At 31.0% G+C, this 18,930-nt stretch carries 28 protein-coding genes; 25 read left to right on the top strand and 3 right to left on the bottom strand.

Going from position 1 to position 18,930, the window contains the following annotated elements; translation table 11 throughout:
• The first annotated feature begins 108 nt into the window (after window positions 1-108).
• On the top strand, window positions 109-2,472 hold the full coding sequence (ppsA, locus tag NY022_RS02655; RefSeq protein WP_267523435.1) for a phosphoenolpyruvate synthase: 2,364 nt from the start codon (window positions 109-111) through the stop codon (window positions 2,470-2,472).
• Window positions 2,473-2,694: 222 nt separating this feature from the next.
• On the opposite strand, the gene NY022_RS02650 is transcribed toward ppsA, so the two are convergent.
• The 3 genes from NY022_RS02650 to NY022_RS02640 form a co-directional block, all read right to left on the bottom strand.
• Window positions 2,695-3,411 carry a hypothetical protein gene (locus NY022_RS02650; RefSeq protein WP_267523434.1) on the bottom strand — a complete coding sequence of 239 codons (717 nt, stop codon included), beginning with the start codon at window positions 3,409-3,411 and terminating at the stop codon, window positions 2,695-2,697.
• 103 nt (window positions 3,412-3,514) lie between these two features.
• Entirely contained in the window at window positions 3,515-5,323 is a 1,809-nt protein-coding gene (locus tag NY022_RS02645; protein WP_267523433.1) for a biotin/lipoyl-containing protein, read from the bottom strand.
• A gap of 261 nt (window positions 5,324-5,584) precedes the next feature.
• Window positions 5,585-7,018, bottom strand: a complete 1,434-nt coding sequence (locus tag NY022_RS02640) for an acetyl-CoA carboxylase subunit A (RefSeq protein ID WP_267523432.1) — start codon at window positions 7,016-7,018, stop codon at window positions 5,585-5,587.
• A gap of 364 nt (window positions 7,019-7,382) precedes the next feature.
• On the opposite strand from NY022_RS02640, the gene rpsJ reads away from it, so the two are divergent.
• From rpsJ to NY022_RS02520, 24 genes are all read left to right on the top strand, one after another.
• Entirely contained in the window at window positions 7,383-7,694 is a 312-nt protein-coding gene (rpsJ, locus tag NY022_RS02635; RefSeq protein ID WP_214116107.1) for a 30S ribosomal protein S10, read from the top strand.
• Window positions 7,695-7,703: 9 nt separating this feature from the next.
• Complete coding sequence (rplC, locus tag NY022_RS02630) at window positions 7,704-8,279, top strand: 50S ribosomal protein L3 (RefSeq protein WP_214116105.1); 576 nt, start codon at window positions 7,704-7,706, stop codon at window positions 8,277-8,279.
• Window positions 8,276-8,887, top strand: a complete 612-nt coding sequence (gene rplD / locus NY022_RS02625) for a 50S ribosomal protein L4 (RefSeq protein ID WP_214116103.1) — start codon at window positions 8,276-8,278, stop codon at window positions 8,885-8,887. The genes rplC and rplD overlap by 4 nt, the downstream gene beginning before the upstream one ends.
• Window position 8,888: 1 nt before the next feature.
• Complete coding sequence (locus NY022_RS02620) at window positions 8,889-9,170, top strand: 50S ribosomal protein L23 (protein WP_214116101.1); 282 nt, start codon at window positions 8,889-8,891, stop codon at window positions 9,168-9,170.
• 1 nt (window position 9,171) lies between these two features.
• A complete protein-coding gene (rplB, locus tag NY022_RS02615) occupies window positions 9,172-10,002 on the top strand; it encodes a 50S ribosomal protein L2 (protein ID WP_214116098.1) in 831 nt (276 codons plus the stop codon).
• 1 nt (window position 10,003) lies between these two features.
• Window positions 10,004-10,285: a 30S ribosomal protein S19 gene (gene rpsS / locus NY022_RS02610; RefSeq protein WP_214116097.1), complete on the top strand. Its 282-nt coding sequence runs from the start codon at window positions 10,004-10,006 to the stop codon at window positions 10,283-10,285.
• Window positions 10,286-10,295: 10 nt separating this feature from the next.
• Window positions 10,296-10,634, top strand: coding sequence for a 50S ribosomal protein L22 (gene rplV, locus NY022_RS02605; RefSeq protein ID WP_214116095.1), 339 nt, complete (start codon window positions 10,296-10,298; stop codon window positions 10,632-10,634).
• Between the two features lies 1 nt (window position 10,635).
• On the top strand, window positions 10,636-11,334 hold the full coding sequence (rpsC, locus tag NY022_RS02600; protein WP_267523431.1) for a 30S ribosomal protein S3: 699 nt from the start codon (window positions 10,636-10,638) through the stop codon (window positions 11,332-11,334).
• A gap of 2 nt (window positions 11,335-11,336) precedes the next feature.
• A complete protein-coding gene (rplP, locus tag NY022_RS02595) occupies window positions 11,337-11,762 on the top strand; it encodes a 50S ribosomal protein L16 (protein ID WP_267523430.1) in 426 nt (141 codons plus the stop codon).
• Window positions 11,749-11,934 carry a 50S ribosomal protein L29 gene (rpmC, locus tag NY022_RS02590; RefSeq protein ID WP_267523429.1) on the top strand — a complete coding sequence of 62 codons (186 nt, stop codon included), beginning with the start codon at window positions 11,749-11,751 and terminating at the stop codon, window positions 11,932-11,934. The genes rplP and rpmC overlap by 14 nt, the downstream gene beginning before the upstream one ends.
• A 10-nt stretch (window positions 11,935-11,944) precedes the next feature.
• A complete protein-coding gene (gene rpsQ, locus NY022_RS02585) occupies window positions 11,945-12,196 on the top strand; it encodes a 30S ribosomal protein S17 (protein WP_267523428.1) in 252 nt (83 codons plus the stop codon).
• Window positions 12,196-12,564, top strand: a complete 369-nt coding sequence (gene rplN, locus NY022_RS02580) for a 50S ribosomal protein L14 (protein ID WP_267523427.1) — start codon at window positions 12,196-12,198, stop codon at window positions 12,562-12,564. The genes rpsQ and rplN overlap by 1 nt, the downstream gene beginning before the upstream one ends.
• The gene (gene rplX / locus NY022_RS02575; RefSeq protein ID WP_214116077.1) at window positions 12,564-12,797 is read left to right on the top strand and encodes a 50S ribosomal protein L24; all 234 of its coding nucleotides are present in this window, start codon (window positions 12,564-12,566) and stop codon (window positions 12,795-12,797) included. The genes rplN and rplX overlap by 1 nt, the downstream gene beginning before the upstream one ends.
• Window position 12,798: 1 nt before the next feature.
• Window positions 12,799-13,344 (top strand): 50S ribosomal protein L5, encoded by a 546-nt coding sequence (gene rplE / locus NY022_RS02570; protein ID WP_214116075.1) that lies wholly within the window; start codon window positions 12,799-12,801, stop codon window positions 13,342-13,344.
• A gap of 1 nt (window position 13,345) precedes the next feature.
• Window positions 13,346-13,531: a type Z 30S ribosomal protein S14 gene (locus NY022_RS02565; protein ID WP_172234194.1), complete on the top strand. Its 186-nt coding sequence runs from the start codon at window positions 13,346-13,348 to the stop codon at window positions 13,529-13,531.
• Window positions 13,532-13,540: 9 nt separating this feature from the next.
• Window positions 13,541-13,936 carry a 30S ribosomal protein S8 gene (gene rpsH / locus NY022_RS02560; RefSeq protein ID WP_267523426.1) on the top strand — a complete coding sequence of 132 codons (396 nt, stop codon included), beginning with the start codon at window positions 13,541-13,543 and terminating at the stop codon, window positions 13,934-13,936.
• Between the two features lie 62 nt (window positions 13,937-13,998).
• A complete protein-coding gene (gene rplF / locus NY022_RS02555) occupies window positions 13,999-14,535 on the top strand; it encodes a 50S ribosomal protein L6 (protein ID WP_267523425.1) in 537 nt (178 codons plus the stop codon).
• A 10-nt stretch (window positions 14,536-14,545) separates the two neighbouring features.
• A complete protein-coding gene (gene rplR / locus NY022_RS02550; protein WP_267523424.1) occupies window positions 14,546-14,902 on the top strand; it encodes a 50S ribosomal protein L18 in 357 nt (118 codons plus the stop codon).
• A gap of 9 nt (window positions 14,903-14,911) precedes the next feature.
• Complete coding sequence (gene rpsE / locus NY022_RS02545) at window positions 14,912-15,355, top strand: 30S ribosomal protein S5 (RefSeq protein ID WP_267523423.1); 444 nt, start codon at window positions 14,912-14,914, stop codon at window positions 15,353-15,355.
• Window positions 15,356-15,358: 3 nt separating this feature from the next.
• Window positions 15,359-15,760 (top strand): 50S ribosomal protein L15, encoded by a 402-nt coding sequence (gene rplO, locus NY022_RS02540; RefSeq protein WP_214116065.1) that lies wholly within the window; start codon window positions 15,359-15,361, stop codon window positions 15,758-15,760.
• On the top strand, window positions 15,760-17,022 hold the full coding sequence (secY, locus tag NY022_RS02535; protein WP_267523422.1) for a preprotein translocase subunit SecY: 1,263 nt from the start codon (window positions 15,760-15,762) through the stop codon (window positions 17,020-17,022). The genes rplO and secY overlap by 1 nt, the downstream gene beginning before the upstream one ends.
• 140 nt (window positions 17,023-17,162) lie before the next feature.
• A complete protein-coding gene (locus tag NY022_RS02530; protein WP_267523421.1) occupies window positions 17,163-17,624 on the top strand; it encodes a C40 family peptidase in 462 nt (153 codons plus the stop codon).
• Window positions 17,596-18,321, top strand: coding sequence for a glutamate racemase (locus NY022_RS02525; RefSeq protein ID WP_267523420.1), 726 nt, complete (start codon window positions 17,596-17,598; stop codon window positions 18,319-18,321). The genes NY022_RS02530 and NY022_RS02525 overlap by 29 nt, the downstream gene beginning before the upstream one ends.
• Entirely contained in the window at window positions 18,314-18,922 is a 609-nt protein-coding gene (locus NY022_RS02520) for an MBL fold metallo-hydrolase (RefSeq protein ID WP_267523419.1), read from the top strand. Before NY022_RS02525 ends, NY022_RS02520 begins: the two co-directional genes overlap by 8 nt.
• Window positions 18,923-18,930 lie beyond the last annotated feature (8 nt).

The raw sequence follows: 18,930 nt of genomic DNA, 5'->3' as shown, positions 1-18,930 counted from the left end.
CCCTTTTTTTTAATTCATTTTACTTATAAAATAATAAGAAAATTATAAAATAATATTAAATTTATGCTTTTATTATAGAATTAAAATATTTAAAGTTAGGAGCTGATAATGAAATATATTTTACCTTTCAATAAAGTTAGAATGAGTGATGTAGAAGTAGTAGGTGGAAAAAATGCTAGTTTAGGAGAAATGATTACCCAGCTAAGTTCTAGTGGTGTGCGTGTTCCAGATGGTTTTGCTACAACAGCTGAGGCTTTTAGAGATTTTTTAGAATATAATGATTTAGATAAAAAAATTAATGATATTTTAAAAGATTTAAATGCTGATAATGTTGATGATTTAGCTAAAGCAGGGGCTAAAATTAGGGAAATGGTGGAAAATGCTAATTTTCGTCCTGAATTTGAAAATGAAATAAAAGAATACTATGAAAAATTAGATATAGATGGTAAAGGAACATTTGCTGTTCGTTCATCAGCAACAGCCGAAGATTTGCCAGATGCTTCATTTGCTGGACAACAGGAAACATTTTTAAATGTTGCAGGACTTAATGATGTTTTAGATAAAATTAAACTTGTTTTTGCTTCTCTTTACAATGATAGAGCAATATCTTATCGTGTACATAAAGGTTTTTCACATTCTAATGTAGCACTTAGTGCTGGAGTGCAAAGAATGGTAAGAAGTGATAAAGGAAGCTCTGGAGTTATGTTTAGTTTAGATACTGAAAGTGGCTTTAAAGGAGTTGTTTTTATAACTTCATCTTATGGACTTGGAGAGTGTGTAGTTCAAGGTGCTGTTAATCCTGATGAATTTTATGTTTTTAAAGAATCTTTAAATAATGATAATAAAGCAATTATATCTAAAAAAATAGGTTCAAAACTAATAAAAATGGAATTTAAAGATGAGCGTAAAAAAGGTGAAAATGCTGTAAAAGTAGTAGAAGTTCCTAAACAATTACAAGATAAATTTAGTTTAAATGATGAGCAAATTGAAGAATTAGCAAGATATGCAATGATTATTGAAAAGCACTATCAAAGACCTATGGATATTGAATGGGGGCTCGATGGAGTAGATGGTAAAATTTATATTTTACAAGCAAGACCTGAAACTGTTAAATCCCAAGGTAAAAAAGAATTAAATTATAAATTAATTGATGATGGAAAAATATTAATAACAGGTCGTGCGATAGGTCAAAAGATAAGCGTTGGAACTGTAAAAATTATCAAAGATATTAGTGAAATTAATCGTGTTAATGCTGGTGATGTTATAGTTACTGATATGACTGATCCAAACTGGGAACCAGTTATGAAAAAAGCAGCCGCAATTGTAACAAATCGTGGTGGTAGAACTTGTCATGCTGCAATCATAGCAAGAGAGTTAGGTATAGGTGCGGTTGTTGGAACAGGAAATGGAACTGATATTTTAAAAGATGGAGAAATCGTAAGTGTTAGTTGTGTTCATGGAGATGAAGGTAGGGTTTATGAGGGTGCTTTAAAATTTGAAACAGTTGAACAAAGTGATGAAAAATTAGGTGATGCTGGCGTAAAAATTATGATGAATGTTGGTAACCCTGCACTTGCTTTTAAATTTTCTCAAATGCCAAATGATGGCGTTGGTCTTGCTAGGCTTGAATTTATTATAAATAACCATATAGGAATTCATCCAAACGCTATTTTAGATTATCCTAATGTGAATGATGATTTAAAACTAAAAATAGAAAATGCTATAAAGGGTTATGACAATGCAAGAGTGTTTTTCGTAAATAAATTAGCAGAAGGTGTATCAACAATAGCAGCTGCGTTTTACCCTAAACCTGTAATAATACGCCTTAGTGATTTTAAAACAAATGAATATAGAAAATTAATAGGCGGTGAATTTTACGAAGCAAATGAAGAAAACCCTATGTTAGGATTTCGTGGAGCTAGTAGGTATTTAGCACCAAATTTCGCTGAATGTTTTAAAATGGAGTGTGAAGCTTTAAAAATAGCAAGAGATGAGATGGGGCTTAATAATATTGAGATTATGGTACCTTTTGTAAGGACTATTTCTCAGGCTAGTTCAGTTATAAATTTACTTAGTAAAAATGGTTTAAAGCGTGGGGTAAATGGTTTAAGAGTTATTATGATGTGTGAAGTGCCATCTAATGCTATTTTATGTGATGAGTTTTTAGAATTTTTTGATGGGTTTAGCATAGGTAGTAATGATATGACTCAGCTTACTTTAGGGCTTGATAGAGATAGTGGAATGGATATTTTAGTAGCTGATTTTGATGAAAGGGATGAGGCTGTATTATTTATGTTAGAACGAGCAATTAAAGCTTGTAAAAAAGCAAATAAATATGTTGGAATTTGTGGTCAAGGACCAAGTGATCATATTGATTTAGCTGTATGGTTAAAAAGACAAGGGATAGTTTCAATGTCGCTTAACCCTGATAGTGTAATTACAACTTGGAAAAGACTTGAAAATTTAAAATAAATTATTTGTATTATTTTGATAATAAGGTTTAAAAACCTTATTATTTTTTAATGCATTTGTTATTAAATTTATTTTTGATATGAGTATATATTGTTATAAATTACTTATTGTTTATATTTTATTAGAACATTTTATAATAATTTACATAAGAGTCATTTTTTAGTTTAACTATGCATATGAATTAGAAATTTATTTGCTAAAGGTTATAAAACCCTTAGCTTTTTACTCATCCCAAATTATATTTATTGTCTTATCAAAGCTTAAATTATTGTTTCTAAGACTTAATTTTTTGAATTTTTCAGAACCAAAGCTAGCTTTACAAAATGCATTATTTTTATTTTCAAGTTTGAGCTTTAATTCTAATTTTTCAGAGTTTACATTTACTTTTAGGCAAGTTTTTTTATTTCCAATTTTGATAGTATTACCTTTTGCCTTAATGCTTGTCATTTTAGATACATCTTTATCCCACATATTATTTATATAATAATAATTTCTTAGGTCATTTAATAAATTTTCATAAATTTCTAGCTCTTTATTAGCCATATTTTCAGTTGTGTATTCTAATTTTCTAAGAAGTTCTTCAATACTTCTAAACTTAATTTTGTATTCACCATTTTGTTTTATTAAGTCTAATTCATGACTAATTTTTTTACCATTAACCATTTCAAAGATTATTGCTAAAGTTGGATTATTTTCTTCTCCAATTACAAAATATTCATAATTATTAATAAAACTTGCCAGTAGTTTCATCCCCTCTTTAGCTCTTGGTTCGTCATTTATGTGAGCAGCTTTTTCTATGTTATAAGAATAATCAAGTAGTTTTTCAAGTTTGTTAAAATTTCCATTACTAATTGCACTACCAAGTTTGTTACCTAAATCATCAGCTGTATCTTTACAAGCTACAAATAAAAAAGCAATTAAAACAAATATTTTTTTCATTAATACTCCTTAAATAAATTTATATTAAATAATTACATAATTTAATTAATAAAAAGTTAATATTTAGAGAATATTAAAAATCGTGGTGTCTACCACGATTTTTTTATTTTAAATTAGCTAATACTTGTTCACTATCTACCGTTTCACCTTGTTTTACAAATATTTCTTCAATAATACCATCACTAGGTGATTCTACAGGTATTTCCATCTTCATAGCTTCAAGTATAAACAGCTCTTGTCCTGCTTTTACATTATCACCAACTTTTACTAACACTTTAAATACATTTCCAGGAATTGATGATAACACACTTTTTTCACCAGTTGAAACCACTGCCTTTTTAGAAACTCCACTGTTTTCTTTAGATTCGTTTGCTATAGGTTTTACACTTTTTACACTAAAGTTATCTTTGCCTTCTGAAATTTCTACATTATAATTATTACCATTAACTACAACTGAGTAAAAATTTGAACCACCTTTTTTTGTAGGATTTTCTTTTGGCATATCTGAAATTTTTCTAACATTAACTTTAGCTTCACCTTTTAAGAATGCTAAACCTTTTTCTTTACATGCTGCCACTATAAATAAATTTTCATCAGTTACAGAAATACCTTCTTTTTCAAGAATAGCTTGTGTGTATTTTAAAGATTTTGTTTCATCTTTATCAGCAATATCTATGGCTTTTTCAGTTGTTGGTTCTAAATTTAATTGTTTAGCAGCTAATTTCACAATCTCAGGGTCTGGAGCTACAGGAGTTTTTCCGAAATATCCTAAAACCATTTTACCGTATCCGTCAGCAATTTTATTCCATTTACCAAACATTACATTGTTAAATGCTTGTTGAAAATAAAATTGACTAACAGGAGTTACACTTGTACCATAGCCACCTTTTTCTACTACTTCACGCATAGCTTTAATTGCATCTGGGAATTTATCTAAAACATTATTGTCTCTCATCATTTGAGTATTTGCTGTTAGTGCTCCACCAGGCATTGGAGAAAATGGTATTAATGGACTAACTTGTGTAGCCTCAGGTGGCATAAAATAATCTTTCATGCAATCTTTGAATACTTCTTCATATTTTAAGATTTTTTCTTCTTCAAGACCACCTAAATCATAATTTTTACCTTTTACAGCATGTAACATTGTAAGAATATCAGGTTGGCTAGTTCCACCACTAACAGGAGCTGCTGCAAGGTCAATTCCATCAACACCAGCTTCAAGCGCTGCTAAATAGCACGCTATACTAACCCCAGCGGTTTCATGTGTGTGAAGCCTAATGTGAGTATTTTCTGGCAATACTTTTCTAGCCATTTTTATTGTTTCATATACTTTTTGTGGATTACTTGTTCCTGAAGCATCTTTAAAACAAACACTGTGGAATGGGATATTAGCTTTTAAAATTTCTTTTAATGTTTTTTCGTAAAATGCAGCATCGTGTGCACCTTTACAGCCTGTAGGTAAATCCATCATTGTTACAACTATCTCGTGTTTTAGACCATGATGAACTATTCTTTCACCACTATATTTTAAATTTTCCACATCATTTAAAGCATCAAAATTTCTAATTGTAGTAGTCCCGTGTTTTGCAAACATTTTTGCATGTAAATCTATAATTTCACGACTACCAGTATCAAGTGTTACGGTATTTACTCCACGAGCAAGTGTTTGAAGATTTGCATCTTTTCCTACTATTTCACGGAATTTATCCATCATAACAAATGCATCTTCATTTGTATAAAAATAAAGACTTTGAAATCTTGCTCCACCACCAAATTCAAAATGCGTAATTCCAGCTTCTTTTGCAGCTTCTAATGCTGGGAAAAAATCTTTCATTAAAACTCTAGCACCATAAACTGATTGAAACCCATCACGAAAACTTGTATCCATAATATCTATATATTTTTTAGCCATTATAAGCCTCCCCTTTTGTATTTTGAAATACATTCAAATTTCAAAAAATTTAATGAATTAAACTTTACAATTACTTAATAAAATTAAACAATATATTTTTTTAATTATAATTGAGAATATTAGTAACAAAAAATTATTTTTTATAATAAATATTTTGCATTTTTTGTATTAAAATTGTGAAAAAATAAATTTTATAATAAATATTTTTAGTATTACTAATAAAATTATAAAATAATAGCGAAATTAATCGCTATTATTTTGTTAGTCAACCCTGTATTTTTTTATAGCTGTACTAATTGCTGCTATTATTTCATCTTTGCGATTTTCATCTGGGTCGTTAGTATTTTCTAATATTTTTTCTATATTTTTTTCAACATAGCTGGTATCAAAAAAACCTCTTCTAAATTCACGACTTTTTGAAATAGAGAGCAAAAATGGAATAATAGTTCTAAATCCTTTTATGGTAAATTCTTCTAATGCTCTTTCTAATTTATTTACAGCTAAGTCATAACTTGTAGCTTTCACTATCAATTTTGCAACCAAAGAATCAAAATAAGGTGGTATTTTATAATCTTTATATAGGTGAGAATCAACCCTTACTGATGGTCCTAATGCTGGGTAGTATTCAGTTACTGTTCCAGGAGTTGGTATGAAATTTTTCCAAACATTTTCGGCTGTAATCCTTGCTTCTATTGCAAAACCACGAGGTTTAATCTCGCTTTGTTCTAAATCTAAAATTTCACCAGAAGCAATTCTAATTTGTCTTACAACTAAATCAGTACCTGTTATCTCCTCAGTTACCCCATGTTCTACTTGAATTCTTGTATTCATTTCCATAAAATAAAATCTATTATAATCATCTAGCAAAAATTCAACAGTTCCAGCATTAGAATATTTAACGGCTTTTGCAGCAGCAACTGCAGTAACACCCATAACTTTTCTTAAATTTTCACTGATAGAAGGGCATGGTGCGATTTCAATTATTTTTTGATGGCGTCTTTGAATTGAGCAATCTCTTTCGCATAAATGTATGATATTACCATAGTTATCACCTAAAATTTGAAATTCAATATGTCGTGGATTAACAATTAATTTTTCCATGAAAACTTCTTCATTATTAAAGTATGCTTTAGCTTCTCTAGTGCAAGATTCATAAGCCATTTGCATATCTTCTTCTCTCCAAACTTCACGAATACCACGACCACCACCACCACCACTTGCTTTTAGGATTACAGGATAGCCTATTTTTTCAGCCATATCCTTAATCTCATCCATCGTGCATTTATTTAAAGGGTCAGTTCCAGGAACAATAGGAATACCATTTTGTTTCATTAATTCTCTAGCTATATTTTTATTACCCATTTGTCTAATTACTTCAGCTTTAGGGCCAATAAAAATCAATCCAGCATCTTCAACCATTTTTGCAAATTCATAGTTTTCACTTAAAAAACCATAGCCAGGGTGTATAGCATCAGCCCCACACTCTAGTGCAGTTTCTACAATTTTTTTTGCATCAAGATAGCCTTTTATAGGATCATCGCCTACACAGTGTGCCTCACTTGCTATTTTTACATGAAGACAGCTTTCGTCAGGTTTAGTATAAATTGCAGCACTTCTAATGTGCAAATCTCTACATGCACGGACTATACGAACAGCAATTTCGCCTCTATTGGCTATTAAAACTTTACTAATCATAATTTCTCCTATTTAGTTTAATTTTATAATTGTATTATAATTTTTTGCAATTTGAATTTTTAATTATTATTAATCAAAACATAAAATATCATATTATTCTTATAAATTTATTACTAAATGTAACAATTTTGATTAAAAAGTTTGAAAAAAAATAATTTTATTATTTTAACGAATTTAAAAAATAAGATATATATTATTTTATCTCTTTAAAAAAGATAAAAATATGTAGAATTTTATATTTTTTCTTGACAAATAAACTTATATTAAATACACTTGCGAACCTATTTTAGTTTTTGTGATACTTATCACATGTTCTTTAATGGGTTGGCTTAAATGCCAACGAGTTCTTTTAAAAGGAAAAATTATGGAAAGAATTAGGTTAAAGTTAAAAGCTTATGACCATAGGGTTCTAGATCGTACAGTTGCGGCAATTGTTGAAGCCGTTAAGAGAACTGGTGCTGAAATTAGAGGTCCAGTGCCAATGCCTACAAAAATAAAGCGTTATACCGTTTTAAGATCTCCGCACATCAATAAAGATTCAAGAGAACAATTTGAAATGAGAATTCACGCTCGTATGATTGATATTTTGGCTGCTACTACTGACACCGTTGATAGCTTAACAAAGCTTGATTTGGCACCAGAAGTTAATGTTGAAGTTCGTGCAATGGGCAAGTAAGGATAGAGTATGGAATATATTGTTGAAAAAATCGGAATGAGTAGAACAATTAACACATCTAGCACTCCTGTAACATTACTTAAGTTAGTAAAAACAAAAGTTTGCGAACTTAAAGATGGTAAAGCTATCGTTGCTTACGCACAAGGTAAACATCAAAACAAGTGCATAGCAGGTCAGCAAAAAAAATACAGCCTAAGTGCAGAGTTTAACAAATTTGCTAGTTTAGAAGTAGCAAATAAAGAAGCAGGTGACATTGACACTACACCTTTAGCTGAAGCAAAAGTTTTAAAAGTAAGCTTTAATTCAAAAGGTAGAGGTTTTGCAGGTGTTATTAAAAGACACGGATTTGCAGGTGGTCCAGCAAGTCATGGTAGCCGTTTTCACAGACGCTCAGGTTCTATAGGTAACCGCGAGTGGCCAGGTCGTGTTCAAAAAGGACGCAAAATGGCGGGTCATTTTGGTAATGAATTAGTTACTGTTAAAAATGAAGTTGTTTCATTTGACGCTGAAAATGGTGTTTTAGTATTAAAAGGTAGCGTTGCAGGTTATAATGGTGCAATGGGTAAAGTAAGGATTGTAAAATGAAAGTATGCGTATTAAACGATAAATTTGAAAAAGCTAGCGAGCTTGATTTACCAGCAAGATACGCTGAAGTAAATCCTCATAACCTTTATTTATATGTAAAATCATATCAAGCTAGCATGAGAGCAAATACAGCTCATACTAAAGGTAGAAGTGATGTTAGCGGTGGTGGTAAAAAACCATGGAGACAAAAAGGTCGTGGCGGTGCTCGTGCAGGTTCAACTAGAACTAACGTATGGGTAGGTGGTGCAGTTGCATTTGGTCCAACAAATAATAGAAACTATTTTCAAAAAGTAAATAAAAAGCAAAAGAGATTAGCATTTGAAAGAGCTTTAGCTGATAAAGCAAATGCAAACGCAATATTTGCAGTAGATAATATAGTTATTGAAAGTGGTAAAACAAAAGATGCAAGAGCTATGATTAATAAAATAGGTGTTAAAGATGCTTTAATAGTTAAATCATTATTAGATGAAAAAACATTATTAGCATTTAGAAATCTTGCAAATTGTTATGTTGTTGATATTACTGAAGTAAATGCTTATTTATTAAGTATATTTAACTCAGTTATTATTGAAAAAGATGCTTTAGCATCAATTACGAAAGAGGGCTAAGATGGCTGATATCACAGATATAAAAAATATAGTTTATACAGAAAAAACTTTAGGCCTTCAAGAAAGTGGTGTAGTAGTTATTCAAGCTAGCCCTAAAATGACAAAAAATGGTCTAAAGCAAGTGTTAAGAGAATATTTTGGTATCGTTCCTTTAAAAATAAATTCATTAAGAATGGATGGAAAAGTTAAAAGATTTAGAGGAATTGAAGGCCAAAGAAGTGACTTTAAAAAGTTTTATGTAAAGCTACCTGAGGGTGCTAGTTTAGAGAATAAGGAAGGCTAAGATGGCTATTAAAACTTATAAACCATATACCCCAAGCAGAAGATATATTACAGGTGTAAGTAGCGATGATATTACAGCAAAAGCTAGTGTTCGCTCATTACTTGTAAAACTTCCAGCTGCAGCAGGTAGAAATAACAACGGAAGAATAACAAGTCGCCATAAAGAAGCAGGTGCTAAAAAACTATATCGTATCATTGATTTCAAAAGAAATAAATTTGGAATTGAAGGTCGTGTAGAAGCTATTGAGTATGACCCATACAGAAATTGCCGTATTGCATTAATTGCTTATAAAGATGGTGAAAAAAGATATATTATCCAACCTCGTGGTTTAGCAGTAAATGACATTGTTTGTTCAGCTGCTGAAGGTTTAGATATTAAACCAGGAAATGCTATGAAATTAAAATCAATTCCTGTAGGTACAATTATCCATAACCTTGAGTTAAAACCAGGTAAAGGTGGACAAATGATTCGTTCAGCAGGTTCTTTTGCTCAATTAATGGGTAAAGAAGAAAAATATGTAATCGTTCGCTTACAATCAGGTGAAATGAGAAGAGTATTAGCTGAATGTATGGCTAGTATTGGTGAAGTTGGTAATGAAGATTGGGCTAACGTTACAATCGGTAAAGCAGGACGCAATAGACATAGAGGTATTCGCCCACAAACTCGTGGTAGTGCAATGAACCCAGTAGATCACCCACATGGTGGTGGTGAGGGTAAAAAGAACTCAGGTCGTCACCCAGTTACACCTTGGGGTAAACCAACTAAAGGTGCTAAGACTCGCCGTAAAAAGGCTAGCGATAAGCTAATAATATCAAGAAGAAAAGGAAAATAAGATGGCTAGATCATTAAAAAAAGGTCCTTTTGTTGATTCTCATGTTATGAAAAAAGTTATCGCAGCAAAAAAAGCTAACGATAATAAACCAATTAAAACTTGGTCAAGAAGAAGCACTATAACTCCTGATATGATCGGTCTTACTTTTAACGTTCATAATGGTAAAAGCTTTATTCCAGTATATGTAACTGAAAATCACATAGGTTATAAATTAGGTGAATTTGCACCAACTCGCACATTTAAAGGCCACAAAGGTTCTGTGCAGAAGAAAATTGGAAAATAAGGGGTAGTAGATGAGTAAAGCATTAATTAAATTCATAAGACTATCACCAACTAAGGCAAGATTGTTAGCAAGAGAAGTTCAAGGAATGAATGCTGAATTAGCAATGGCTAGTTTAAAATTTATGCCAAATAAAGCAGCAAAATACATTTCTAATGCAATTTCAAGTGCTGTTGCAAATGGTGGATATGAGCCAAGTGAAGTTGTAGTAAGTTCATGCCGTGTTGATGCAGGTGCAGTTCTAAAAAGAATTAGACCAAGAGCAAGAGGTAGTGCAAGTCGCATTAGAAAACCAACTGCTCATATTATGGTTGAAGTAAGCAGAGCAAAAACTGAAAGTAAGGAAAGCTAAAATGGGACAAAAAGTAAATCCGATCGGTCTTAGACTAGGAATTAATAGAAATTGGGAATCAAGATGGTTTCCAGCTAAGGAAAATTTAGCTCAAGGCATAGGTGAAGACTATAAAATTCGTACTTTTCTTAAAAAAGAACTATACTATGCAGGCGTTAGTCAAATAATAATAGAAAGAACTGCTAAGAAATTAAGAGTTACTGTAGTTGCAGCTCGCCCTGGAATTATAATTGGTAAAAAAGGTAGTGATGTTGAAGTAATTAAAACAAAACTACAAAAATTAATCAATAAAGAAGTAAATATTAATATTAAAGAAGAGCGTCGTGCTAATGCATCAGCTCAATTAGCAGCAGAAAGTGTTGCAACTCAACTTGAAAAGCGTGTTGCTTTCCGCCGTGCTATGAAAAAAGTTATTCAAAATGCACAAAAAGCAGGAGCAAAAGGTATTAAAGTTAGCGTTGCAGGTCGTTTAGGTGGTGCTGAAATGGCTAGAACAGAGTGGTATCTTGAAGGTCGTGTGCCTTTACATACTTTAAGAGCAAAAATTGATTATGGTTTTGCTGAAGCTCATACAACTTATGGAAACATAGGTATTAAAGTATGGATATTTAAAGGTGAGGTATTACATAAAGGTGTTCAAGCTGATAAAACTGAAGAGCCAGCAGCAAAGAAGACAAGAAGAACCAGAAGAGGTAAATAATTATGTTGATGCCAAAAAGAACAAAATTTAGAAAAATGATGAAAGGCCGCAATCGTGGCTATGCTTGCCGTGGCACAAAACTTGCTCTAGGTGATTATGCTTTAAAAGCTACTGAGGGTGGTAGAGTTAATTCACGCCAAATTGAAGCAGCTCGTATTGCTCTAACTCGTCATGTTAAAAGACAAGGTAAATCATGGATAAGAGTATTCCCAGATAAACCTTTAACTAAAAAACCACTTGAAACAAGGATGGGTAAAGGTAAAGGTGGAGTTGAAGAATGGGTAATGAATATTCAACCAGGCAGAATTCTTTTTGAAATGACAGGCGTTAGTGAAGAATTAGCTAGAGAAGCTCTTGCACTTGCTATGAGTAAATTACCATTTAAAACTAAGTTCGTTACAAGAGAGAGTGAAAATGAAATATACTGAGCTAAAAGATAAAACAGCAGAAGAATTAAATGCTATGTTAAGAGAGAAAAAGGTGCTTTTATTTACACTAAAACAAAAGCTTAAAACGATGCAGCTTACAAATACAAATGAGCTTAGCGTAGTAAGAAAAGATATTGCTAAAATCAGTACTGCAATATCAGCTATGAAATAAGGGGCCAGTAATGAGTTTTAAAAGAGAAATTCAAGGCGTAATTGTTTCTAAATCAGGTGATAAAACAGTTAGTGTTTTAGTAGAACGTAAGGTTGTTCATCCAAGATATAGAAAAATAGTAAAACGCTTTAAAAAATATTTAGTTCATGATGAAAAAAATACTGCTAATGTTGGCGATACAGTTGTAGCTATTGAATGCAGACCATTGTCAAAATGCAAATCTTTTCGTCTTAAGACAATATTAGCAGCAGGAGTTGAGTAATGATTCAAAGTTTTACAAGGCTTGTAGTTGCTGATAATAGCGGTGCAAAAGAGTTAATGTGTATAAAAGTATTAGGTGGTAGCAAGAGAAGATATGCTACTGTAGGTGATGTTATAGTTGCATCTGTAAAAAAAGCTTTACCAAATGGTAAAATTAAAAAAGGTCAAGTAGTTAAAGCTGTAATCGTAAGAACTAAAAAAGAAGTTCAAAGAGAAAATGGCTCATTAATTCGTTTTGATGAAAATGCAGCAGTTATTTTAGATGCTAAAAGAGAGCCAGTTGGAACTCGTATTTTCGGGCCAGTTGGTAGAGAAGTAAGATATGGTGGCTTTATGAAAATTGTTTCACTAGCTCCGGAGGTTTTATAATGGCTGTTAAATTTAAAATTAAAAAAGGTGATAATGTAAAAATTATCGCAGGTGATGATAAAGGTAAAACAGGTGTTGTAAAGGCAGTTTTTCCTAAGAAAAATCAAGTAATCGTTGAAGGTTGCAAAATTGCTAAGAAAGCAGTTAAACCAAGCGAACAAAATCCACAAGGTGGTTTTGTAAATAAGGAAATGCCTATGGATATTTCAAATGTAGCAAAGGTGGAGGCATAATATGAGATTAAAAGAAAAATATGTTAATAGCATTAAGCCTGCTATTGCTAAAGAATTTGATATTAAAAATCCTATGTTAATTCCTGCTATTGAAAAAATTGTAATTAGCGTTGGTTTAGGTGCTGAATTTACTAAAGATCAAAAAGTATTACAAAGCATTGTTGATACAATTAGTTTAATTTCAGGACAAAAAGCAGTTGTAACTAAAGCTAAAAAATCAGTTGCTGGTTTTAAAGTAAGAGATGGTTTCCCTGTTGGTGTAATGGTAACTTTAAGAAAAGACAATATGTATGCGTTTTTAGATAAGTTAATTTCTATTGCATTACCAAGAGTTAAAGACTTTAGAGGCCTAAGTAGAGATGGTTTTGATGGTCGTGGAAATTATAGCTTCGGTTTAAATGAACAATTAATGTTCCCTGAAGTTGTATATGACCAAATTTTAAGAACCCATGGTATGAATATAAATGTTGTAACAACAGCAAATAGCGATAAAGAGGCATTAAGATTATTAGAATTATTCGGTGTGCCTTTCACAAAAGGAAAGTAATATGGCAAAAAAATCAATGATAGCAAAAGCTGCTCGTCCAGCTAAGTTTAAAGTTAGAGCTTATACAAGATGCCAAATTTGTGGTCGTCCACACTCAGTATATAGAGATTTTGGAATTTGCCGTGTGTGCCTAAGAAAAATGGCTAATGAAGGATTAATTCCTGGTCTTAAGAAAGCTAGCTGGTAAGGAGAAGTTATGATTAACGATTTAATTTCAGATTCACTAACTCGTATTAGAAATGCAGCACTTCGTAAATTAGATACAACAAAATTACTACACTCAAAAGTTGTAGAATCTATTGTTGATATTTTTAAAGCGAAAGGTTATATTGAAGATTATAGCGTAATAGAAGAAGATAAGAAAAAATTTATCAATATTATTTTGAAATATGATGAAAAAGGTAAAAGCGTTATTAATGAGATAAAACGTGTTAGCAAGCCTGGTCGTAGAGTTTACCGTGGTAAAGAAGAAATCAAAAGATTTAAAAACGGTTATGGAACAATAGTTGTAAGTACAAGCAAGGGTGTTATTAGCAATGAAGTTGCTTATAAAGAAGGCATCGGTGGCGAAGTACTTTGCACTATTTGGTAATTAATGCTTTTTATGGCATTCGGAAAGCTTAAGCTTTCCCTAGACAAATAAAAAGGAAAACTATGTCAAGAATAGGAAAACAACCAATTGAAATTCCAGCTGGAATTTCAGCTAAAGTTGATGGTAATGTTCTTAGTTTTACTAAAGGAAATGTAAAAAAAGAACTTGATTTTAAAGGTAATGTAAATGTTGAAGTTAAAGATAATAAAGTGATCTTTACTCCAAAGGGCGATGATAGAAGCTCAAGAGCTTATTGGGGAACTTACAGGGCTTTAGCTAATAATATAGTAGTAGGTCTTACTCAAGGATTTAAAAAAGTATTAGAAATAAATGGTGTTGGGTATAAAGCTGCAATGAAAGGTAAAACTTTAGAAATGGCTTTAGGATTTTCTCACCCTGTTATTTTTGATGCTCCAGAAGGTATTGAAATAGCAGTTGAAAAAAATGCTATTATTATTACAGGTGCTGATAAGCAAGTAGTAGGTCAAGTTGCAGCTAAAATTCGTGAATTTAGACCACCTGAGCCATATAAAGGTAAAGGTATTAAGTATTCAGATGAGCGTATTATTCGCAAAGCTGGTAAAACATCTAAGAAGTAAGGGATAAATAATGAGAGCAAATATCTTAAAAAGAAAATTATCTCTTAGAATTAAGAGAAAAAAGAGAATTCGTGCAAAAATTAGCGGTTGTGCAACTTTACCAAGGGTATCTATTTTTAAATCAAATAGAACGCTTTATGTTCAAGCAATTGATGATGTAAAAGCTCACACAATAGCTAGCTTAAATGGTAAAAAATTAGGCATTAAAGCAAATATTGAAGGTGCTAAGAAATTAGCAGCTGAATTTGCAAAAAGCTTAAAAGCAGCAAAAATTGAAGAAGCAGTTTTTGATAGAAATGGTTATTTATACCATGGTGTTGTAGCAGCTTTTGCTGATGCTTTAAGAGAAAACGGTATCAAACTATAAGGATAAATTATGGAAAAATATAATAGAGAAGAATTTGAAGAAGTAATTGTTGATATCGGTAGAGTTACAAAGGTTGTTAAAGGTGGTCGTCGCTTTAGATTTACAGCACTTGTAATTGTGGGCAATAGAAATGGTCTTGTAGGTGTTGGTTATGGTAAAGCTAAAGAAGTTCCTGATGCTATTAAAAAAGCAGTAGATGATGCGTTTAAAAACATCATTTCAGTTAAACTTCGTGGCCAAACAATCCCACACGATATTGAAGTAAAATACAATGCAAGCCGTATTTTATTAAAACCTGCTAGCGAAGGTACTGGAGTTATCGCAGGTGGTTCAAGCCGTCCAATTATTGAACTTGCAGGTATTAAAGATATTCTTACAAAATCACTTGGTTCATCAAATCCAGGCAACGTTGTAAGAGCTACAATCAAAGCTTTAAGTATGTTGAAAGGATAAAAAATGGGACTTGAAAATTTACAAAAAGCAGCAGGCTCTACTCATAAAACAAAAAGAATAGGCCGTGGTCAAGGTTCTGGCTGGGGAAAAACTGCTACAAAAGGTGGTAAAGGTCAAACAGCTAGAAAAGGTTATAATGAAAAAAGAGGTTTTGAAGGTGGTCAGCAACCACTTCAAAGAAGATTACCTAAAGTTGGTTTTACTTCTAAGTTTGAAAAACCTTATGTAATTAATGTTGAAAAAGTTACAGCTATTAAAGAATTAAAAGAAATTACTTTTGAAAGCTTAAAAAGTGTTCATAAATTTTCTTCAAGCGTTAAGAAAATAAAATTAATTGGCGCAAGTGCTAGTTCATTAGTAGCAAAAATCAAAGACGAAAACATTAAAACTAGCGGAAGTAAATAATGAATAAAAATCTTGCCAATAAAATTTTTATAACATTGGCGCTTTTATTTGCTTACAGGATACTGGCTTACGTGCCAGTTCCTGGTGTAAATGTAGATGTAATTAAGGAATTTTTTAATTCAAATACAAATAATGCTTTAGGTATGTTTAATATGTTTAGTGGAAAAGCTGCTGAGCGTTTATCAATCATATCTTTAGGTATAATGCCTTATATTACTTCATCAATTATTATGGAATTACTTGCAGCAACATTTCCAAATATCGGTCGTATGAAAAAAGAACGCGATGGAATGGTTAAATATATGCAAATTATTCGTGTAGCAACTATTGTGATTACTTTAGTTCAAAGTGTTGGAGTTTCAATAGGGCTTCAAAGCTTACACTCAAGAACAGGTGAAGCTGCTATTATGATTGATTTTAATACATTTATAGCTTTAAGCGCTGCTAGTATGTTAGCTGGAACTATGTTGCTTATGTGGTTAGGCGAGCAAATTACTCAAAGAGGTATTGGCAATGGTATTTCATTAATTATTTTTGCTGGTATCGTTTCGGGAATTCCTAGTGCGATTTCTAGCACAATTAACCTTGTAAATACTGGTGAATTAAATTTCTTAGTAGTAATTGGTATTGCCTTAGTTATTATTGCAGCTATTGGTGCTATTATTTATGTAGAATTGGGAGAAAGAAGGATTCCAATTTCTTATAGTAGAAAAGTTTTAATGCAAAATCAAAATAAAAGAATTATGAATTATATTCCTATTAAATTAAATTTAAGTGGTGTAATTCCTCCAATTTTTGCTAGTGCAATTTTAACATTTCCTGCTACTGTTTTACAATCAAGTACAAATGAATACATTATGAAAATTAATGATATTTTCAATCCAAATGGTTATGTATTTCATATTTTTACATTCTTTTTTGTAATCTTTTTTGCATATTTTTATTCTTCAATAGTGTTTAATGCAAAAGATATTTCAGAAAACCTAAAAAAACAAGGTGGTTTTATTCCAGGTATTCGTCCAGGAGAAGGAACAGCTTTATATTTAAATGAAATTGCAAGTCGCTTGACATTAAGTGGCTCAATATATTTAGCAATTATCGCTACACTTCCTTGGCTTTTAGCTAAATTTATGGGAGTTCCATTTTATTTTGGTGGAACATCAGTTTTAATTGTTGTTCAGGTAGCACTTGATACAATGAGAAAAATTGAAGCTCAAATGTATGTGAATAAATATCAAACCTTAAGTGCAGTAGGCTTATGATTAATAAATGGCGAATTTTTTTGCCTTTAATATTGGCTATATTTTTCGTGTCTTGTTCGGGAAATGTAGCCAATTTTTATAATAATACAAATTCTAATTATATTGATTTAAATAATTCATATTCTAATTACCATATTCAAATGTTCGAACCTGAATCTAATTATGATGAAACATTTAGTTTAGAAGAGGAATATGAAAAATTATCTAAAGTTAATAGAAGTATTATAGATAAAATTTTATTAGAGGCTAAAGTGTGGAAATATACTCCTTATAAATTGGGTGGAAGTAATCAAAATACAGGTGGAGATTGTTCATCATTTGTAAGATATGTTTTTAATAATGCTTTTGGTATAATTTTAGCTAGAAGTACGGCAGAACAAAGATTAGGTGGTGTTGCAGTTTCAAAAAAAAATCTTAAAGCAGGTGATTTGGTTTTTTTTAAAACTGGAAGAGGTAGAAATGGTATGCATGTTGGTATTTATTTAGAAAAAAAGTCTTTCATACATTTATCATCAAAAGGTGGCACTAGAGTTCAAAATTTGGATTCAAAGTATTGGAAAAATAGATATTTAAGTGCTAGAAGATACAATGGCGTTAAATAAAATTGCAGTTTTTGATAGTGGTGTAGGTGGTTTAGGAGTATTAAAACTACTTGATAAAGTTAAAATAGCTGATGAAATTTTATATTATGCTGATAATAAAAATGTTCCATTTGGAACTAAAAGTAAAGATGAGATTATACAAATTGGACAGCAGGCATTAGATTATTTAGAAAAACAAAATGTAGATTTGATTATTCTAGCATGTAATACTGTTAGTTCTATTTTGCCAGTTTTAAAGACAAAGACCAAAGTTTTACCAATAAGCGATTTTGCTATTTTAGGTCTTAGCAGGATTGCTAATAATAAAAATACATTGATAATAGCTACAAAAGCAACTATTAATTCTTCACTTTATCAAAATGCTTGTGATAAATTTAATATCAAAGCGGATTTCATAAGTCCCATAGAATTTGTTCCTATTGTTGAGAGTATGGAATTTAATAAAGCTAATGATATTATGTCTAATTATTTTACAAAAAGAGATTATCAATATATTTTATATGCTTGTACTCATTACCCATTTTTAGATAAAGAAATTAAAAATTATTTTGTTAATTCTATTACTATAGACCCAGCATTAATTTTATTAGAACAATTTGAAAAAATACAAAAAGTTCCTAAAACATCAATAATATTTGAAGCTTCAAGTGATACTAGGATATTAAAAGAATTTTATGAAAGGATTAATAATGAATGAAATTTTAAAAATGCCGTGCGGTGTATATGCTACAAATTGTTATATTATAAAAGGTAAAAATGCTGATATTGTTATTGATCCAGGATTTAATTCCATAAATTTTATTAAAAATAATTGTAGTAAAGTTGTAGCAGTTTTAAACACTCACGGACATCATGACCATGTTTGGGATAATAAAATAGTATCTCAAGAATTTAATGCACCTTTATATTGCCATAGAGATGATATTTTTATGTTAGCAGACCCTAATAGTTGTGGATTTATTCATAGTGATGATATAGCTATAGGTGTAGGAGATGGCGAGAGTTTGGTTTTTGATGATTTAAAATTTACTTTTCATCATTTTGCAGGTCATACTCCAGGTTGTTCTATAATAGAATTTGATAATTTTTATTTTAGTGGAGATTTTTTATTTGAAAGAAGTATAGGAAGATGGGATTTTCTATTTTCTAGTGCGGAGGATATGATAAAAAGCCTTGAAAAAGCTAAAAATTTAAAAGATGATTTTATACTTTTACCAGGGCATGGAAATCAAACAAAAGTTAGTTTGGAAAAACCAAATTTTGATTTATGGATTAGATACGTTAAAAATTCAATATAGATAGGTAA

It is taken from the genome of Campylobacter sp. MG1 (genome assembly GCF_026616895.1).
GTDB lineage: Bacteria > Campylobacterota > Campylobacteria > Campylobacterales > Campylobacteraceae > Campylobacter_E.
The sequence above is the reverse complement of the archived record's forward strand: the minus strand, read 5'-3'. Positions and strand labels throughout refer to the sequence as shown.

Coding starts and splice junctions, on each gene's coding strand:
- ppsA (WP_267523435.1), top strand. CDS start 109: ATGAAATATATTTTACCTTTCAATAAAGTTAGAATGAGTGATGTAGAA.
- NY022_RS02650 (WP_267523434.1), bottom strand. CDS start 3,411: ATGAAAAAAATATTTGTTTTAATTGCTTTTTTATTTGTAGCTTGTAAA.
- NY022_RS02645 (WP_267523433.1), bottom strand. CDS start 5,323: ATGGCTAAAAAATATATAGATATTATGGATACAAGTTTTCGTGATGGG.
- NY022_RS02640 (WP_267523432.1), bottom strand. CDS start 7,018: ATGATTAGTAAAGTTTTAATAGCCAATAGAGGCGAAATTGCTGTTCGT.
- rpsJ (WP_214116107.1), top strand. CDS start 7,383: ATGGAAAGAATTAGGTTAAAGTTAAAAGCTTATGACCATAGGGTTCTA.
- rplC (WP_214116105.1), top strand. CDS start 7,704: ATGGAATATATTGTTGAAAAAATCGGAATGAGTAGAACAATTAACACA.
- rplD (WP_214116103.1), top strand. CDS start 8,276: ATGAAAGTATGCGTATTAAACGATAAATTTGAAAAAGCTAGCGAGCTT.
- NY022_RS02620 (WP_214116101.1), top strand. CDS start 8,889: ATGGCTGATATCACAGATATAAAAAATATAGTTTATACAGAAAAAACT.
- rplB (WP_214116098.1), top strand. CDS start 9,172: ATGGCTATTAAAACTTATAAACCATATACCCCAAGCAGAAGATATATT.
- rpsS (WP_214116097.1), top strand. CDS start 10,004: ATGGCTAGATCATTAAAAAAAGGTCCTTTTGTTGATTCTCATGTTATG.
- rplV (WP_214116095.1), top strand. CDS start 10,296: ATGAGTAAAGCATTAATTAAATTCATAAGACTATCACCAACTAAGGCA.
- rpsC (WP_267523431.1), top strand. CDS start 10,636: ATGGGACAAAAAGTAAATCCGATCGGTCTTAGACTAGGAATTAATAGA.
- rplP (WP_267523430.1), top strand. CDS start 11,337: ATGTTGATGCCAAAAAGAACAAAATTTAGAAAAATGATGAAAGGCCGC.
- rpmC (WP_267523429.1), top strand. CDS start 11,749: ATGAAATATACTGAGCTAAAAGATAAAACAGCAGAAGAATTAAATGCT.
- rpsQ (WP_267523428.1), top strand. CDS start 11,945: ATGAGTTTTAAAAGAGAAATTCAAGGCGTAATTGTTTCTAAATCAGGT.
- rplN (WP_267523427.1), top strand. CDS start 12,196: ATGATTCAAAGTTTTACAAGGCTTGTAGTTGCTGATAATAGCGGTGCA.
- rplX (WP_214116077.1), top strand. CDS start 12,564: ATGGCTGTTAAATTTAAAATTAAAAAAGGTGATAATGTAAAAATTATC.
- rplE (WP_214116075.1), top strand. CDS start 12,799: ATGAGATTAAAAGAAAAATATGTTAATAGCATTAAGCCTGCTATTGCT.
- NY022_RS02565 (WP_172234194.1), top strand. CDS start 13,346: ATGGCAAAAAAATCAATGATAGCAAAAGCTGCTCGTCCAGCTAAGTTT.
- rpsH (WP_267523426.1), top strand. CDS start 13,541: ATGATTAACGATTTAATTTCAGATTCACTAACTCGTATTAGAAATGCA.
- rplF (WP_267523425.1), top strand. CDS start 13,999: ATGTCAAGAATAGGAAAACAACCAATTGAAATTCCAGCTGGAATTTCA.
- rplR (WP_267523424.1), top strand. CDS start 14,546: ATGAGAGCAAATATCTTAAAAAGAAAATTATCTCTTAGAATTAAGAGA.
- rpsE (WP_267523423.1), top strand. CDS start 14,912: ATGGAAAAATATAATAGAGAAGAATTTGAAGAAGTAATTGTTGATATC.
- rplO (WP_214116065.1), top strand. CDS start 15,359: ATGGGACTTGAAAATTTACAAAAAGCAGCAGGCTCTACTCATAAAACA.
- secY (WP_267523422.1), top strand. CDS start 15,760: ATGAATAAAAATCTTGCCAATAAAATTTTTATAACATTGGCGCTTTTA.
- NY022_RS02530 (WP_267523421.1), top strand. CDS start 17,163: ATGTTCGAACCTGAATCTAATTATGATGAAACATTTAGTTTAGAAGAG.
- NY022_RS02520 (WP_267523419.1), top strand. CDS start 18,314: ATGAATGAAATTTTAAAAATGCCGTGCGGTGTATATGCTACAAATTGT.